The 17406-nt window shown below is 70.4% G+C and carries 14 protein-coding genes; 11 read left to right on the forward strand and 3 right to left on the reverse strand.

Features of this window, described 5'->3' with window-relative positions; genetic code table 11:
* Positions 1 to 217 precede the first annotated feature (217 nt).
* The 4 genes from AB0J90_RS28950 to rhaS all read left to right on the forward strand — a co-directional run bounded on the left by AB0J90_RS28950 (position 218) and on the right by rhaS (position 4966).
* Positions 218 to 1756, forward strand: a complete 1539-nt coding sequence (locus AB0J90_RS28950; RefSeq protein ID WP_363601166.1) for a sugar ABC transporter ATP-binding protein — start codon at positions 218 to 220, stop codon at positions 1754 to 1756.
* On the forward strand, positions 1753 to 2808 hold the full coding sequence (locus AB0J90_RS28955) for an ABC transporter permease (protein ID WP_363601168.1): 1056 nt from the start codon (positions 1753 to 1755) through the stop codon (positions 2806 to 2808). The genes AB0J90_RS28950 and AB0J90_RS28955 overlap by 4 nt, the downstream gene beginning before the upstream one ends.
* Positions 2798 to 3817, forward strand: coding sequence for an ABC transporter permease (locus tag AB0J90_RS28960; RefSeq protein ID WP_363601170.1), 1020 nt, complete (start codon positions 2798 to 2800; stop codon positions 3815 to 3817). The genes AB0J90_RS28955 and AB0J90_RS28960 overlap by 11 nt, the downstream gene beginning before the upstream one ends.
* An 87-nt stretch (positions 3818 to 3904) precedes the next feature.
* On the forward strand, positions 3905 to 4966 hold the full coding sequence (gene rhaS, locus AB0J90_RS28965) for a rhamnose ABC transporter substrate-binding protein (RefSeq protein WP_363601172.1): 1062 nt from the start codon (positions 3905 to 3907) through the stop codon (positions 4964 to 4966).
* Positions 4967 to 5045: 79 nt separating this feature from the next.
* Here rhaS and AB0J90_RS28970 read toward each other — a convergent pair whose 3' ends face one another.
* Entirely contained in the window at positions 5046 to 6065 is a 1020-nt protein-coding gene (locus tag AB0J90_RS28970) for an LLM class flavin-dependent oxidoreductase (RefSeq protein ID WP_363601174.1), read from the reverse strand.
* A gap of 695 nt (positions 6066 to 6760) precedes the next feature.
* On the opposite strand from AB0J90_RS28970, the gene AB0J90_RS28975 reads away from it, so the two are divergent.
* The 7 genes from AB0J90_RS28975 (at position 6761) to AB0J90_RS29005 (ending at position 14764) form a co-directional block, all read left to right on the forward strand.
* Positions 6761 to 8122, forward strand: coding sequence for a cytochrome P450 (locus tag AB0J90_RS28975; RefSeq protein WP_363601176.1), 1362 nt, complete (start codon positions 6761 to 6763; stop codon positions 8120 to 8122).
* Positions 8119 to 9042, forward strand: coding sequence for a terpene synthase family protein (locus AB0J90_RS28980; RefSeq protein ID WP_363601178.1), 924 nt, complete (start codon positions 8119 to 8121; stop codon positions 9040 to 9042). Before AB0J90_RS28975 ends, AB0J90_RS28980 begins: the two co-directional genes overlap by 4 nt.
* On the forward strand, positions 9039 to 10643 hold the full coding sequence (locus AB0J90_RS28985) for a prenyltransferase/squalene oxidase repeat-containing protein (protein WP_363601180.1): 1605 nt from the start codon (positions 9039 to 9041) through the stop codon (positions 10641 to 10643). Before AB0J90_RS28980 ends, AB0J90_RS28985 begins: the two co-directional genes overlap by 4 nt.
* Before the next feature lie 149 nt (positions 10644 to 10792).
* On the forward strand, positions 10793 to 13291 hold the full coding sequence (locus AB0J90_RS28990) for a nitrate- and nitrite sensing domain-containing protein (RefSeq protein WP_363601182.1): 2499 nt from the start codon (positions 10793 to 10795) through the stop codon (positions 13289 to 13291).
* Positions 13292 to 13350: 59 nt separating this feature from the next.
* Entirely contained in the window at positions 13351 to 13779 is a 429-nt protein-coding gene (locus tag AB0J90_RS28995) for a roadblock/LC7 domain-containing protein (protein ID WP_363601260.1), read from the forward strand.
* A gap of 6 nt (positions 13780 to 13785) precedes the next feature.
* Entirely contained in the window at positions 13786 to 14175 is a 390-nt protein-coding gene (locus tag AB0J90_RS29000; protein ID WP_363601184.1) for a DUF742 domain-containing protein, read from the forward strand.
* Positions 14156 to 14764, forward strand: coding sequence for an ATP/GTP-binding protein (locus AB0J90_RS29005; RefSeq protein ID WP_363601186.1), 609 nt, complete (start codon positions 14156 to 14158; stop codon positions 14762 to 14764). The genes AB0J90_RS29000 and AB0J90_RS29005 overlap by 20 nt, the downstream gene beginning before the upstream one ends.
* 59 nt (positions 14765 to 14823) lie before the next feature.
* On the opposite strand, the gene AB0J90_RS29010 is transcribed toward AB0J90_RS29005, so the two are convergent.
* Positions 14824 to 15558, reverse strand: coding sequence for a DUF6585 family protein (locus AB0J90_RS29010; RefSeq protein ID WP_363601188.1), 735 nt, complete (start codon positions 15556 to 15558; stop codon positions 14824 to 14826).
* 143 nt (positions 15559 to 15701) lie between these two features.
* Complete coding sequence (locus tag AB0J90_RS29015) at positions 15702 to 17174, reverse strand: amidohydrolase family protein (protein ID WP_363601190.1); 1473 nt, start codon at positions 17172 to 17174, stop codon at positions 15702 to 15704.
* Positions 17175 to 17406 lie beyond the last annotated feature (232 nt).

A 17406-nucleotide genomic window follows, 5' to 3' on the forward strand; every position in this document is an offset into this window, starting at 1 on the left:
GGCCATCGGCGGTCGTCGTCCACTCCGGAGCTCGGTCACGCCGCAGATCCTGTGGGGATGCACGCAGGCCCCACCTGTGGTACGGCGGCGGAGGGGAAAGGCTTTTCCTGACCTGTCCGGCTCGGCAGCCATCGAAAACTATTGACCACCCACGAAACCTGCGCTTAACGTCTATCTATCAACCACTCGTGAAACGTTTCATCGGTTGGGGGTTGTCGTGCCCAAGCGCGACCACGCCGCCGGGGAGCCACTGCTCTCCCTGAGTGGAGCGAGCAAGTCCTTCGGTGCCGTCGCCGCCCTGCGTGACGTCTCGCTGGAGCTTCGTCCGGGCGAGGTCCACGCACTCGTCGGGGAGAACGGCGCGGGCAAGTCGACACTGGTCAAGATCCTGGCCGGCGTGCATGCCCCGGATACCGGGACGCTGATGCTCGACGGCAGGCCGCTGGTGCTCAGCGGTCCGGCAGACGCCCAGGCGGCCGGCATAGCGGTGATCTACCAGGAGCCGACGCTCTTTCCCGATCTGTCGATCGCGGAGAACATCTTCGTCGGCCGCCAGCCGCTACGCGCCTTCCGACGCATCGATCGGGAACGGATGCGGCAACGGACCACCGAGTTGTTCGCGCGTCTGGGCGTAACGCTGGATCCGGACCGCCCGGCGCACGGCCTGTCCATCGCCGACCAGCAGCTCGTCGAGATCGCAAAGGCGCTCTCCTTCGACGCCCGTGTCCTGGTGATGGACGAGCCGACGGCCGCACTGTCCGGTGTCGAGGTGGAGCGGCTGTTCACCGTCGCCCGGTCGCTGCGTGAGTCGGGAGCCGCGGTCCTGTTCATCTCGCACCGCTTCGACGAGGTCTTCGCCCTCTGCCAGCGGATCACCGTCATGCGCGACGGCCGATGGGTCTCCACCGACCCGGTCGGCGACCTCGACGTACCGGAACTGGTCCGGCGGATGGTCGGCCGCGAGATCACCCAACTCTTTCCGAAGACCGCCACGGAGCCGGGCGAGGTGCTGCTGGAAGTCCGCGACCTGACCCGGTACGGCGTCTTCGAGGACGTCGACTTCCGGGTCCGGGGCGGTGAGATCGTGGCGCTCGCCGGACTGGTCGGCGCCGGCCGCAGCGAGGTGATCCGGGCGGTCTTCGGCATCGACAGGTACGACTCCGGCGAGGTCGCCGTGGCGGGCGTACGGCTGCCGCGCGGCAGACCGGCGGCGGCGATGGCGGCCGGCCTGGCCCTGGTGCCCGAGGACCGCCGCCAGCAGGGGCTGGTCATGGAACTCTCGATCGAGCGCAACACGACGCTGACCCGGCGCTGGCAGCTCGCGAGGCTCGGCCTGCTCGGTCGGGCGGCCGAACGGCGCTCGGCCGGCACCTGGCTGCAACGTCTCCAGGTCAAGGCCGGGCGGCCCACCGATCCGGTTTCCACTCTGTCCGGTGGCAACCAGCAGAAGGTGGTGCTGGCCAAGTGGCTCTCCACCACCCCGAAGGTGCTCATCGTCGACGAGCCGACCCGGGGCATCGACATCGGCACGAAGACCGAGGTCCACCGGCTGATGTCGCAGCTCGCCGCCGACGGCGTCGCGGTGCTGATGGTCTCCAGCGAGCTACCGGAGGTGCTGGGCATGGCCGACCGGGTGCTGGTCATGCACGAGGGGCGACTGGTCGCGGAGATCGACCGCGACCGGGCGGACGAGGAATCGGTGATGTTGGCGGCCACCGGTCAAGCCGGAGCCGGCGGGAGGGACACGCCGTCATGACCACCACGGCCCGAGCCGGACAGGCTGCGAGCGCGCCCCCGCCGGCCACCGCACGGGCGGGCGTCCGCGCGGCGCGTCGGTTGTTCGCCGTACGGGAGTTGGGCATCGCGCTCGCCCTGCTGGTCCTGATCGCCGTCACCACGACGGTGAACCCGCGTTTCCTGTCCGGGCAGAGCCGTAAGGACCTGATGCTGGGCGCCACCATCCTGGTGGTGCTCGCGGTCGGTCAGGCGATCGTCATCATCACCCGTAACGTCGACCTGTCGGTCGGCTCGGTGCTCGGGCTGTCCGCGTTCGCCACCGGAAAGCTCTTCCTCGCCATGCCCGACGCGCCGATCGTGCTGGCGGTCCTCGCCGGCATCGGGCTCGGCACGTTCTGTGGCGTCGTCAACGGCGCACTGATCGCGGCCGCCCGGGTCCCGGCGCTGGTGGTCACCCTCGGCACCCTCTACATGTTCCGCGGCCTCGACTACTCGTGGGCGGCCGGGCAACAGATCAACGCCGCCGACCTGCCGTCGGGTTTCAAGGCCATGGGTACGGCCACCGTGCTCGGCGTACCGGTGCTGGCGCTCTTCGCGATCGTGGTGCTGCTGGTCGCCGGCTACTACCTGCGGTCCTACCGCAGCGGCCGGGAGCTGTACGCGATCGGCTCGGATCCGGCGGCGGCCCGGCTCTCCGGGATCCCGGTCGGGCGGCGGGTGTTCGGTGCCCTGGTGGTCAGCGGTGCGCTGGCCGGGCTCGCCGGGGTGCTCTACGCGGCCCGGTTCGGCACGCTCGACGCGTCCGCGGGCAGTGGCATGGAACTCAACGTGGTCGCCGCCGCCGTGGTCGGCGGTGTGGCGATCTTCGGCGGCAGCGGCTCCGTGTACGGGGCCGCTCTCGGCGCCCTCCTGCTGAGCACCATCGGCAGCGCGTTGCCGGTGCTGCGGATCGACCCGTTCTGGCAGCAGGCGGTCGTCGGTGCGTTGATTCTCGCGGCGATCGGCCTGGACCGGGTGCTCGCGGCGCGGGTCGCCCACCGGTTACGAGGAAGGAAGCCCCGTGGCGCCTGACAGGACGGCCCGACCGGCCCGCTCGCTGGCCAAGCTCGGCACCTGGGACGTACTGGTGATCGTGGTGCTCGTCGCGGTTATCGTCGTCTCGTCGGTGCTGGTCGAGGGCTTCGCCAGCCCCCGTTTCTGGGGCTTCCTGCTGCTCGACGTGATCCCGATCGCGTTGATCGCCCTGCCGATGACCCTGGTGGTGATCACCGGCGAGATCGACCTGTCGGTGGCCAGCACCCTTGGCCTGGCCAGCGCGGTGATGGGCCAGCTCTGGTTCCTCGGCCTGCCGTTGCCGCTGATCCTGCCGCTGGTGGTGCTGCTCGGTACGCTGCTCGGCGCGGTCAACGGCCTGTTCGTCGCCGGGTTCGGGCTGCCGTCGCTGGCCGTGACGATCGGTACGCTCGCCCTCTACCGAGGCCTGGCGTACGTGGTGCTCGGTGACCGGGCGGTCGCCGACTTCCCGTTCTCCTGGACCGGCAACTCGATCGAGGCGCTGCCCGGCACCACCGTGCCATGGGTGGCACCGGTCGTCGCCGCGCTGGCCGTGCTCTTCGGGGTGCTGCTGCACGCCACCCCGATCGGCCGCAGCCTGTACGCGATGGGCAACAACAACCAGGCCGCCACGTTCGCCGGCATCTCGGTGAACCGGACCAAGTTCTGGCTGTACGTCCTCACCGGTGCCATCTCCGCGCTGGCCGGAATCTTCTGGACCCTGCGCTACGCCAGCGCCCGCGCCGACAACGGCAGCGGGCTGGAGTTGTCCGTGGTGGCTGCGGTCCTGCTCGGCGGGGTCTCCATCTTCGGCGGGCGGGGCACGTTGGTCGGCGTGCTGGCCGGCGTACTGCTGCTGATGACCCTGCGCAACGCCCTGCAACTCGCCGACGTACCGGCCGACACCCTGACCGTGGTCACCGGCGCCCTGCTCATCATCTCCGTCGTCGGACCCAACGCGGCAGGTCTGCTGCGGGCGCGGCTGCGCCGCCGACGAACCGCCGTGACGCCCTCGACCGGCGGCTGACCTTTTCGTCCGTGCCGATCGCCGTCAGCGAACACCCCACCACCCATCCCGCTGGCTGGGTACCCCTACGTCCAGGAAGGATCAGTCATGAGAGGTAAGCGGAGCAAGGGCCTGCGCCTCGGCACGACCGTCGTCGCCCTGGCGGCGCTGCTCGTCGGCGGCACCGCCTGCGCCAGCGAGGACGACCCCGCGTCGCCGGGCGGCACGAGCCCGGGCGGGGGCGGTATCAAGGACGGTCTGAGCGTCGCCTTCCTGCCCAAGCAGGTGAACAACCCGTACTTCACGGTCTCGGACAACGGCGGCAAGGCGGCGGTGGCGGAGTTCAAGGGCGAGTACAAGGAGGTCGGCCCGTCCGAGGCCAGCGCCTCGTCCCAGGTCAGTTACCTCAACACCCTGACCCAGCAGGGCAGCGACGTGATCGTGGTGTCGGCCAACGACCCGAACGCGATCTGCGGGGCGGTCAACCAGGCCCGCCAGGGCGGCGCGAAGGTGGTCACCTTCGACTCCGACACCAACAAGGACTGCCGGGACCTGTTCGTCAACCAGGTCACCGGCCAGGGCATCGCGGAGAACCAGGTCGAACTCATCTCCGAGGCCATCGGCGGGGCGGGGAAGATCGCGATCCTGTCGGCGACGGCGAACGCCACCAACCAGAACGCCTGGATCGAACTCATGAAAACCGAGCTGAAGAAGCCCGAGTACGCCAAGATCGAGCTGGTCACGGTCGCGTACGGCGACGACAAGGACGAGAAGTCGTTCCAGGAAACCCAGGGCCTGCTGGCGTCGTACCCGGATCTCAAGGGCATCGTGTCACCGACCACGGTGGGTGTGGCCGCGGCCGCGCGTTACCTGTCCGGCTCCCAGTACAAGGGCAAGGTCGCGCTGACCGGCCTCGGCACCCCGAACCAGATGCGGGAGTTCGTCAAGAACGACACGGTGAAGAGCTTCGCCCTGTGGAGCCCGGCCGACCTCGGCTACCTCGCCGCCTACGCCGGCGCCGCACTCGCCTCGGGTGTCATCAGCGGCAAGGAGGGCGACACGTTCACCGCCGGCAAGCTCGGCGAGTACACCGTCGGCGCGGACGGGGTCGTCGTGCTCGGCCCGCCGACCGTCTTCGACACCACCAACATCGACCAGTTCGACTTCTGAGCAGCGTGGCCCCGCGGTGCCGGCGCGGTCCGCCGGCACCGCCGGTCGCGGGTGTGACCGCCCGGTCCGGTGGCGGTGATCAGCCGGTTTTCTGCCAGCCGAGCGCCGGGCCGAGCCGGGTGGCCATGTCGGTGAGGATCTGCACGTAGTCGTCGTGGTCGAAGGTGAACGGCAGGGCGAACGCGACCTCGTCGATCTCCCGGAACGCGGCGTGCCGGTAGAGCCGCTCGGCGATCTCGGCGGAGCTGCCGACGAAATCGGGTGCGAACATCATCCGCGCCGGCCCCTGCGGCGTGGCCGTACGCGGCAGCCGCTTCTCCGCGTACGCCAGGTACTTCGCGCGTTGCTCCGGTGACGCGGTGTCGGTGGGGATCACCACCAGACCCTGGGAGACACGGGCGCGCTCGCCGTCGGGGTGGTGGGCGCGGAACGTACGGATGTGGGAGAGCTGGATCTCGGCGAAGTCCTCGGATTCCTCCGCCTTCACCACGCTGCTGGTCAGGAAGTTCATCCCCTGCTCGCCGGCCCACTGGGCGGAGCGCAGGCTCGCGCCGCCGTACCACATCCGGGCGCCGAGCCCCGGGGCGTGCGGTTGGACCCGGTCGGAGAACACCTCGAAGCCCTCGACACCGTGGAAGTCGGTGGCCGGCTCGCCGCGTACGTGGCCGAGCAGTCGCCGTACGCGTTCGTAGCTGAAGTCCTCGGCGTCGGCGGTATCCGGGTACAGCGCCTGCTTGACCTGGTCGTAGTGCATCGGGGGACCGACGCTGACGCCGGGATTGAGGCGACCGCCGGAGAGGATGTCGACCGTTGCCAGGTCCTCGGCCAGCCGTAGCGGGTTTTCCCAGCCCAGGGGTATGACGGCGGTGCCCAGTTCGATCCGGCTGGTGCGCTGCGAGGCGGCCGCGAGCACGGCGACGGGGGAGGAGATGCCGTACTGGAGGTGGCGGTGGCGCAGCCAGGCGCTGTCGAAGCCCAGTTCCTCGCCCAGTTGGATGATTTCGAGCGTCGAGGTGTGGCCGCGGCCGGGGTCGGCCTCGTCGAACAGCCCGATGGTCAGGAAGCCCAGCTTTCGCAGGGGCTCCGAGGGCAGCGGCACAGGATCCTCCATCGTCCGCGACAGGTTCTGCCGAGCGTCAGCACCGCTTGAGATTCTTACAGGAGGCCGGCGTACGGATCTCCGTGATCCGGATCATGCGGTGGGCAAGGTTACGGCGACGTGTCCGTAACGTATCGAAGTCATTCACTGGGCCTGACTGTGACCCGAGTCACAACTCATTCCGAAGCCGGTCCGCCGCCCCGTTTCGCCGTACGCCGGAATTTCCCTCCTTACAGGAGGTGATCACACCCGTCGAACCGTGCGAAAGACGCGTGACTACAAAGGGTTGCAGTGATGATTTGCATCGCCGACGGATGCGCGGCCGGGCTTGCGTCCTTGACCTGGCCCGTCGCGCACCGCCGCTGGGACCGGCGGCGGATCTTGGGGACAGAAAGTAGCGAATCAGAAGATTGGTGATGAGAGCCAACATCTCGCTGTGACCGCTCCACTCGGGTGCTTGGTTGCCCACGGTCACCACCGAGGTTCTGCGGCCGAGGTCGGACCCCGTACGCGCCAGCGATCGATCGACGAAGGAGTCGTCTCCGATCGATGGACCGGGCGGGGAGAGAGATCTACAGTGGCCCGGGTCAACTCGATCAACTGCCTCCCTGCGGCCCCGGCCGGTCACAAGCCGGTCCCCACTGCCGCCGCATCGCGGACGAGGCCGAACGGGAGCGACGTCTTGGAGGTATCCGGTGACTGAGACGGCGTCCGGGGTACGAGCCCGAAGTCTCTCCCTACGCAAGCTCCCGGGCCTGGTCCGGCATCCGTTGGACGCGCTGGTCGAGGCCGGCAACACGGCGAACGGGGAGATCGTCCGGCTGGGCGTCGGCTCGACGGGTCCGTACCTGGTGACATCCCCCGACCACCTGGAGACGGTGCTGCACAACCCGGACAGGTACGTCCGGGAGGGGCTGCTCTGGAACGGGGTGCGCCGGGCCGTCGGCGAGGCGATCCTGGTCACCGAGGGCCCGGTCTGGAAGTCGAGCCGGGACGTGCTGCGCCCGCTGTTCACCCCGGCACGGGTGAACACGATGACCGACCGGATGGCCGAGGCGATCGCGGACGCCGTCGACGGTCTGGACGAGCCGGCCCGCACGGGCGAGGTCGTCGACGCGCCGACCGAGCTGGCCCGGATCGTCTGCCAGGCCACGATGCGAGTCCTCTTCGGCGACCGGATCAGCGTCCCCGACGCGGTACGGATGGTCGACGCGTTCGGCGTCATCGCGACCGAGATGATCCCCCGGATCGTCGTACCGTGGGCGCCGAACTGGCTGCCGTTGCCCGGTGACCGCGCCTTCGCCGCCGCCGTCGCGACCCTCGACGAGATCGTGCTGCCGATCATCAGGAGCGTCCGGCAGGAACCCGACGGCGGCGACGACATCATCTCCGCGCTCTGCGCCCCGCGTGACATCGAGGGCGACGCGGTCACCGAGAAGCAGATCCGTGACGACGTCGTCGCGATGGTGTCCACCTCCACCGAGACCACGATCGCCGTGCTGTCCTGGCTCTGGCCCGTACTCGCCGCGCAGCCGGAGGTCGCCGGCAAGCTCTACGCCGAGATCGATCGGGTGGTCGGCGGTGCGCCGGTACGCCGCGCCCACGTACCGGAGCTGCGTTACACCCGGATGGTGCTGGACGAGCTGCTGAGGCTCTGGCCGGCGGGCTGGTTCATCCCACGGATGGCGGTGCGGGACGAGGTGCTCGGCGGCACCCGGATCGAGGCCGGCGCGACCATCCTCGTCAGCCCGTACGTGACGCACCGGGTGCGGAAGTTCTGGACGCGCCCGGACGACTTCGACCCGGAGCGCTTCGACCCCGACGGACCGAAGCCCGACCCGCACTACAGCTACTTCCCGTTCGGCGGCGGCCAGCACCGCTGCCTGGGCCAGTACCTGTTCGCGGTCGAGGCACCGCTGATCATCGCCACGCTGCTGAGTCGCTTCCGGCCCGAGCTGGTCGGCCCGGCGGACTTCACGCCCCGGATGGGCGCCTCGCTGCGACCCGCCACCGAGGCGAAGCTGGTGCTCCGGCCGGTCCGGGCAGTGGCGGCGTGACCGCCGTAGCGACGCGGGGGGACGCTGCGCGGGATCTCTCGTCCGGCGCGGCGCTCGCCGCGATCGGCGTACTGACGATGGCCGGGCAGCGCGACCTGAGCAATCGGGTCCGCGCCTACCCGGACCTGTTCACCGGCAGGCCGTTCGACGCCGCCCTGATCGGCGGGGTCGCGTACGCGACCGCCTGCAACATGACCTGGGCCAGCCCGGCCGATCTCCGGGTGGCGAACCGGGCGGCACTGTGGGTCTTCGCGCTCGACTGGCAGGTCGACACCCTCGCGGTCGCCGCCGAACAGGTGGACGAGATCACCGCGAACTGCCTCGCGGTGGCCGACGGTGCCGTACCCGGCCCGGGGTCGCCGTTGGCCGGCTTCCTCGCCGACATCCGTGACGAGCTGCTCGCCGCCCCCGCCTTCGCGGCGTACGCACCGCTGTGGCGTGCCGAACTGCGCCGTACCCTGGCCGCGATGACCCGGGAGTGGGGCTGGAAGTCGGCCCGCGCGGCCGGCGACGAGTCGGGCCTGCCCGACGTCGACACCTACCTGGACGCGGCCGACAACACCGGCCTGGCCTGGGTGAACCTGTCCCACTGGCTGCGTACGGGCGAGCCGGACTGCCTCGACGTGCTCGACGAACTGCGGTCCGTCGGCCGCCAGGTGCAGCAGGTGCTGCGGCTGGTGAACGACCTCGCCACCTACGAGCGGGACGTCACCTGGGGCGAGGGTGACCTGAACGTACTGATGCTCGGGGTCGACCGGGCCTGGGTGACCGGGCGGGTCGGCGAGCTGGTCGACGGCTGCGTGGACCTGCTCGCGCCGCTGCGGACGAGTTGCCCCCGCGAAGCGACGTACCTGGCTCGGCAGCTGGGTTTCGTCACCCGCTTCTACGGTGGCGGCGCGGACTTCTGGGGCCGGCTGTGACGACGTCCGTCCGCCCCGGACCGAGCGACCTCGCCGGTGAGGTCGAGAGCCTGCTCGCCGGCCTGGTCGAGGATCCGTGGGGCCGGGTCGCGCCGTCGGTGTACGAGACCGCCCGGCTGGTCACGCTGGCTCCCTGGTTGGCCGGACATGCCGAGCGGGTGCGTTTCGTGCTGGCGGCGCAGCGTCCGGACGGCGGCTGGGGCGCGCCGGGCAGCTACGCCCTCGTACCGACCCTGAGCGCGGTCGAGGCGCTGCTGGCCGTGCTCCGCCAAGGTGCGACCGCCGGCCGGCACACGATCGCCGAGTCCGAGCTGGCCGGTGCGGTGGACCGGGGGATGGCGACGCTGCTCGGCTGGCTCGGGGACGCGACACTGCGCCTGCCCGACACCCCGGCGGTCGACCTGATCGTGCCGGCACTGGTCGAGGCGATCAACCGGCACCTCGACGGCCCGCCGGCAAGCCTGTCCGGGTGGCTGACCGGCCCTCGTCTCGGCCTGCCGCCGGGGATGAGCTACGCCCGGCTGCGCGGAGTCCGGCGGCTGATCGCCTCCGGGACGCAGGTGCCGGCCAAGCTGGCGCACTCGTTCGAGGTGGTCGGCCCGGCCGCCGGGCTGCCGTCCGGCATCGGCCCGCTGCGGTACGGCGCGGTCGGCGCGTCACCGGCGGCCACCGCGGCCTGGATCGCGGTCGCGGGCCAGGCCGACGGTACGGATGCCGCCCGGCGCTACCTCGAAACCCTGGCGCTGCGCCAGGGCGGACCGGTGCCCTGTCCCACCCCGATCACCGTCTTCGAGCGCGCCTGGGTCCTCAGTGGACTCACCCGTGCCGGCGTCAACCTCGCCGTGCGGCCGGAGTTGGTGGACGGTCTGGTCTCCGCGCTCGGTCCCACCGGCACGGCCACCGGCCCGGGCCTGCCGGCCGACGCCGACACCACCTCCGTCACCCTCTACGCGCTCGGCCGGCTCGGTCGGCCGGTCGAACCCGCCAGCCTGTGGGAGTACGACACCGGCAGCCACTTCTCCACCTGGCCCGGCGAGGACGGGGCGTCCATCACGACCAACGCCCACGTCCTCGACGCGATCGGTCAGCACCTGGCGAACCGGCCGGACGCCCAACCGCGATACCTGGCCGCCGCGTACCGGTTGTCGGGCTGGCTCGGGGAGCAGCAGCACGCCGACGGGGCCTGGTACGACCGTTGGCACGCCTCGCCCTACTACGCCACGGCGTGTGCCGTACTCGCGCTGCGCGAGCACGGGCGCGGGCCCGACATCGCCGGGGCGGTCGGTCGGGCCGTCGACTGGATCGTCGCCACCCAACGGCCGGACGGTTCGTGGGGACGCTGGTCGGGGACGGCCGAGGAGACCGCGTACGCGCTGCTGGTTCTCCTGGGCGTCAGGTCGCCCCTGCCCGGTGCGTTGATTCAGTCCGTCCTTAGTGGATACTCCTATCTGCGACACGGCGCCGGGCGAGATCCGTATCCGGCGTTGTGGCACGGCAAGGACCTGTATGCGCCGACGGCGATTGTGCAGTCCGTCACACTGGCGGCGCTCCACTCTGTCGTCAGCAGGGCGGATCTGTTGCCAGCTCTGGCGCCGCACTAGATTTCCGCAATCTCATTGTGTGGACTTGAGATGACTTGTCCGATCCTGCTAGCGTGTCCGCGCACTCCCAAATGACCCGGTCAACGTATTCGGTACGACGTATCACCGACATATGACGACACCCCCAAAACCCGGCCTGGGACGGTGTAATGGCTCCCCGCATTCCTCGCGGCAGCAGCGCGAATCTACGTACCAAAGTGGTCGCCCTCCTGGTTTCGCTCACGGCCCTGTGGGCGTTCGCCGCGTGGGTGACGCTGCGCGAGGGAACCAACCTGCTCTTCGCCCAGGCGCTCAACGTCTACGTGTACGAGCCGAGCGAGCCACTGCTGCAGGGACTGCAAACCGAGCGACGCCTTTCGCTTGCGTACCTGGGTTCACCCAAGGCGGCCGGCACCGAGTTGCAGGCCGCACGGACGAACACCCGGGACCGCGCGGCCGAGTTCCGCCAGTCCGCACAGGGCCGCCAGGCCGACGTCGCCGGCACCTCGGAACTCAAGCGTCGGGTCGGCGCGACCGTCGCCCAGCTCGACGAGTTGGACGTCATCCGTTCCCAGATCGACGCGCGGACGATCGACCGGGGTGCGGCGGCCGCCGCCTACACCGACGTCGTCGACGGGATCTTCCGCGTCTACGACGCGCTGGGCAGCCTGGACGACGAGACGATCGCGACCCAGGCCGCCGCCCTGATCGACCTGAACCGCCAGTACGAGCTGATCTCCCAAGAGGACGCGCTGGTCACCGGCATCCTGTCCGCCGGCAGGATCACCCCGGCGGAGTACGCCGAGGTCGCGAAGCTCGTCGGCGCGCAGCGGTTCATGGGCAACAAGACCGTCAGCGACCTGGAGCGGATCGACCGGGCCCGGTACGACGAGATGCTCGCCGGTGACGCGTTCGTCCGGCTCCACGGCTCCGAGGACCGGCTGATCCTCGGCACCCGGAACGGCACCACACCGCCGATCAAGCTCGCGGACTGGCAGGGCGTGGTCGAGCCGGCGCTGCAGCAACTGCACGACGTGGTGGTGACCGGCGGCGACGGCATCGTCGAGCGCAGTACGCCGGGCGCCATCTGGGTGATCGTCCGCATCTTCCTCGCCGCGGTCCTCGGCGCGTTCGCCGTCATCGCCTCGGTCATCGTCTCGGTGACCACGGCCCGTGCCCTGGTCGCCCAGCTCGAACGGCTGCGCGAGGCGGCCCGCACGCTGGCCAACGAGCGGCTGCCCGGTGTGGTCGAGCGACTCGGCCGGGGCGAGGACGTGGACGTCTCCGCCGAGGCGCCGCCGCTCGACTTCGGCAACGACGAGATCGGCCAGGTGGGGCAGGCGTTCAACGTGGTCCAGGAGACCGCGATCCGTACCGCGGTCGAGCAGGCCGAGCTGCGGCGCAGCGTACGGGACATCTTCCTCAGCCTCGCCCGGCGTACCCAGGCCCTGGTCCACCGCCAGCTCATCCTGCTCGACGCGATGGAGCGGCGGGAGAACGACGCCGAGGAGTTGGAGGACCTGTTCCGGGTCGACCACCTGGCCACCCGGATGCGGCGTAACGCCGAGAACCTGATCGTGCTCTCCGGCTCGAAGCCGGGCCGCGCCTGGCGCCGCAACGTGCCGATGGTCGACGTGGTGCGCGGCGCGGTCGCCGAGGTGGAGGACTACACCCGGGTCACCGTGCTCCCCATGGGTCCGGTGGCACTCGCCGGGCGAGCCGTCGGCGACGTGATCCACCTGCTGGCCGAGCTGATCGAGAACGGGCTCTCCTTCTCGCCCCCGCACACCGGGGTCGAGGTCAAGGGGCAGATGGTGGCGAACGGCTTCGTCGTCGAGATCGAGGACCGCGGGCTCGGCATGACCGAGGAGGACCTCGCGCTGGCCAACGAGCAGATCGTCAGCCAGCAGGAGTTCAACCTCGCCAACGCCACCCGCCTGGGGCTGTACGTGGTCAGCCGGCTCACCGAGCGGCACGGCGTACGGGCACACCTCAAGGAGTCGCCGTACGGCGGTACGACCGCGGTCGTGCTCATCCCGCTCAGCCTGGTGACCGACACCGGAACGGAGCCGGACCAGCCGGAGCCGGACCGGCCGGCGGCCACCGATGTCACCCCGAACGTGCGGGTCGGCGCGACGACCGTGGGCGGGGGAGCGGACCAGGCGTCGGCCCCGGCGCCGATGTCGTGGGCCCCGGGCCCGGCGGTGGCGGACGACACCGACCCGCCGCCCCCGTTGCCGGCGCGGTCGGCCCGCCCGCCGCTGACCACCCAGCGGATGGAGGCCCTCATCCCGCAGCAGCGTGCCGGTTCGAGCCTGCCGCAGTCGTCGACGGCCGTCGAGCGACCCGCTGTCGCGGCGGACGAGGACCAGTCGGCGGCGACCACACCGGAGAAGGCCGCCCAGACCCCCTCCGGCCTGCCGGTGCGGGTCCGGCAGGCCAACCTCGCCAAGCCGTTGCAGCAGGAGGACCGGGGTGTGTCGGTCGAGGCTGACGACGACGAGGCGCCACGGCCGCCGGAGCAGGTCCGTTCGATGATGAGCTCCTACCAGATCGGCACCAGACGCGGTCGCTCGGACGCGGCCCGGCTGACGCACGAGGAGGCGCAGGCGCAGCCCGCTGCGGCTGACGGGGCGGACGACACACCCCCGGACCAGCCGCGTACGTGACCGAACCAGGAGATCGACTCGGCGACCCCTCGCCGACAGGAGACAGAGGACAACGAGTGGTGCACAAGACAGCGTCGAGCGCCGACCTGGCCTGGTTGCTGGATGATCTGGTCGGCCGGGTCAAGCAGGCTGAGCATGCCATCGTCCTCTCCGTGGATGGCCTGCTGGTGGCCCGCTCGAAGGGGCTGGGCCGGGACGACGGAGAGCACCTGGCGGCGGTCGCGGCCGGGATCCAGAGCCTCGCCCGGGGTGCTGGGAAGCGCTTCGGTGGCGGCCCGGTACAGCAGACCATCATCGAGATGCAGTCCCAGTTCATGTTCGTCACCGCGGCGGGCCGGGGCGCGTGCCTGGCCGTACTCGCCGACGAGGACGCCGATGTCGGGCTGATCGCGTACGAGATGGCGATGCTGGTGACCCGGGCAGGGAAGTTCCTCGCCTCACCCGCGCGGGAGCCGGGCTCGGCATCGTCTCCGGGTGCAGAGAAGTAGGCCGCCATGACAGCCGCTGGGGGAGGATCCTTGGAGGACCAGTGGGTTGACGACCACGCGGGACCGGTGGTCCGTCCGTACGCGATGACCCGTGGCCGGACCAAGCCCATCCGAGGCAGGTTCGACCTGATCTCGTTGGTGCTGGCCATCCGGGCCGACGCTCCGCTGGAGGTCGGCTTCGGACCCGAACATCTCGCAATCGTCGGCCTCTGCCAGCGGACCCAGTCGGTCGCCGAGGTCGCGGCGCACCTGAATTTGCCCCTGGGCACCATCCGCGTACTGCTCGGCGACCTGCTCGAGCGGCATTTCGTGGAGGTGCGGGAACCCCGGCCGGCGACCGCCCTACCGGACGACAGCGTATTCGAGGCAGTGATCAATGGACTACGAGCACTCTGACGCATCCGCCGGTGGCCGCGGGCTGCCGACCGCCTTCAAGATCCTCATTGCCGGTGGGTTCGGGGTGGGCAAGACCACCATGGTCGGCGCCGTCAGCGAGACCGGACCGCTCCGTACGGAGGAGGTCCTTTCGGAGCAGGGTGTCGGGATCGACGACATCTCCGGTGTCGAGGCGAAGACCACCACCACCGTGGCGATGGACTTCGGTCGGATCACGATCAACGACGATCTGGTCCTCTACCTCTTCGGCACGCCGGGGCAGGACCGGTTCTGGTTCGTCTGGGACGAACTGGCGCTCGGCGCGCTGGGCGCGGTCGTCCTCGCCGACACCCGCAGGCTGGCCGACTGCTTCCCCTCGATCGACTACTTCGAGCGGCAGGGCACCCCGTTCATCGTGGCGGTGAACTGCTTCGAGGGTGCCCGCCGGTACGAGCTCGAAGAGGTCCAGCTCGCGCTCGACCTCGATCCGGACGTACCGGTGATGCTCTGCGACGCCCGTCAGCGGCAGTCCGGCAAGGAGGTCCTGATCGCGCTGCTGCGCAAGGCGATGGAGCGCCGCGACCGGGACCGGGCGGCAGCGGGCCGCTAGCCGGCCGACGGACACGGGGGTGGGCGCCGAGGTGCCCACCCCCTCGTCGGCGTCCCGACCTATCCCGGCCGTCCGGCGCGCTCGGTGGCGATGGCGACCAGTACCGCGACGTCCGGAACGGTCCTGACCTGACGGGAGATGACCGGCCGACCGGGGCGGGTGAAGACGCGTAGCCGTACCCGGCCGCGCTCCACCCTGGTGATGTCCGACCAGCTCGCGAACCGTTCGCCGTCGTGGATTCCGCTGTCGGTGACGGTGATCGGGCCGAAGGCGGTGGCACCGGTCGCGGCGATCTCCGCGGTGCGCCGCGGGTGGCTGACGGCAGTCATCCGCTGCTCGACGGCCGCGGCGAGTTGTTCGATGTCCGCGTAGGGCGGCCTGGAAAGGTTCAGCGTGCTGCCGTCGGTCAGGGTCAGCACACAGCGGGAGAATTCCTCGTACGGCCCGAGCTGGTAGATCCGGGTGTTCCAGACCCGCAGGTGTGCGACGTCGTCCCAGGTGAGCAGTTGGGTCACGGTGGTCCCGGTGGCGGTCAGCAGGCCGCCGGAGCAGAGGTAGAGCAGGCGGCGGGACTTGCGCCAGGCGGGCACCGCGAACACCACCGCGAGCACGCCGACCCCGGCACCCATCGCCTTGCCGAGGTCGTCACCGAACACCAACCCGAACACGGCGAACACCGCGTACGTGATGGCGAAGCTCAGCTCCGTCGCCATCGACAGGCGATGACGTGCGACGACCTCGCCCAGCCCGGTGTCGGCGACGATCCTGGTGATCTCCGATGGCTGGTTCCGCATCCGGCGCCCACCTCCCCCGGAGCCACGCGTCGCGCGGTTGCGCTGTCATCGTGGTCCGCGGTGTCAACCGATCCACGTCGGCGGGCCGGGCCGCGACTTCCTCGTCGCGACCTGGCCCGCACGGCCGCGGGTGGTGCCGGTGCTCAGCGCTTCCACTGCGCCGAGCCGGCGTCCCACTTGGTGTACGTGTAGGGGTTGTCCAGCACCTTGGTCTGCGGGACGTCCGGGTTCATGCCCCGGCGCCAGGCCTCCTCGCCCATCTCGCCGATCAGGTGGTCGATCGTCCGCTCGACGTCTCGCCTGGCGGCGGCCAGATCGACCCCGACGAGCTGGTGCTCGTACTTGACCACGCGGCCGTCGACCAGCACCGTGTGCACGTCGCCGCGCTGGGCCTGGAACGCGACGTGCCCGTACGGGTTGAGCACGGGGAACATCACCGGCGAGCGGTCGTTCTTGACCAGCACGATGTCCGCCTTCTTGCCCGGCTCCAGGCTGCCCACCGAGCCGTCCAGCCCGAGCGCCCGGCTGCCGCCGCGGGTGGCCCAGTCGACCACCTGTTCGGCCCGCAGGTGGCAGTGGGTGATCGTCTCCTGGTGGGCGTGCGCCTCCAGGTGTTCGCGGGAGCGGTCCGCGCCGAGGGTGGAGCGCATGGCGGAGAAGAGGTCGCCGCTCCACCAGACGCTGGTGTCCATCGACAGCGACACCGGGATGTCGTGGTGGCGTAGCTGCCAGGTGGGCGGGTAGCCCTGGCCGGCGCTCTGCTCGCTCTCGGTGGAGACCGAGACGGAGCCGCCGGTGGCGGCGATCCGGTTGTACGAGTCGTGGGTCAGCGTCGCCGCGTGTACGTAGATGGTGCCGGGTGTCATGAAGCCGTGCTCGTGCATCAGCCGGATGCCGTCGTCGTTGGTGGCGCCCCAGACACCGGCGTGGGTGGTGACGGTCGCGCCGAGTTCCCGGGCCACCTCGAACGCCGCCTTCTCCGGGAAGGTCGGATCGCCGGTGACGTCGAAGGCCATCTGGAAGCCGAGCATGTCGCCGCGGCCGTGCAGCCTGCGGTTGACGAAGTCGCGGAACTCGGTGCTGGCCGACCACTCCCAGGGCCCCTGCTGGATGTTGCCGTACGCGAGGACGAAACGACCGGGGACCGCCTCCAGGGCGTCGACGGCCGCGTCGGCGTGCTGCGGGGTCTGCAGCCCGTGGGACCAGTCGACGGTGGTGGTGACCCCGGCGTCGAGGGCTTCGAGTGCGCCGAGGACGTTGCCGGCGTACACGTCCTCGGGGCGGAAGAGCCGGCCGGACTCCAGGTAGTACCAGACGAAGTACTGGGTCAGGGTCCAGTCGGCGCCGTACCCCCGCATCGCCGTCTGCCACATGTGCCGATGGGTGTCGATCATGCCTGGCATCAGGATGCCGCCGGTGGCGTCGATCTCCAGGGCACCTTCCGGTGAGGTCAGGCCGACCCCGACCGCGGCGATGCGCTCGTCGACGACGAGGACGTCGGCGCCCGGTAGCACCTGGTGCGTGTCGTCCATGGTGAGGACCAGGCCGTTGCGGAACAGCACCGGACGGCCGGGCTGCGGCGGCCGTTGCACGGCGCCGGAGTCGCTGGTACCCATTGATCAGCTCCAATCGTCGCGGGAATGTAAATCGTTGCGGACGACCGTCCGTATGGTGGATGGAGGTGAGGGGCGAATTATTGCCCCGCTTTTGTGGGAGTGTCAACGGATGATTACGGCACCGGGATAATTGCCGCGAACGGGAAGCGAGGCGCAGGTCCTGCTGGGTCTGCCCGTGTGGGCGGTAACCGGGGCCTCGGCGGGGGCTGCTGCCGGTTGACACCCGACGGGC

The organism is Micromonospora sp. NPDC049523, assembly GCF_040676775.1.
In the GTDB taxonomy this organism is placed as follows: domain Bacteria; phylum Actinomycetota; class Actinomycetes; order Mycobacteriales; family Micromonosporaceae; genus Micromonospora_G.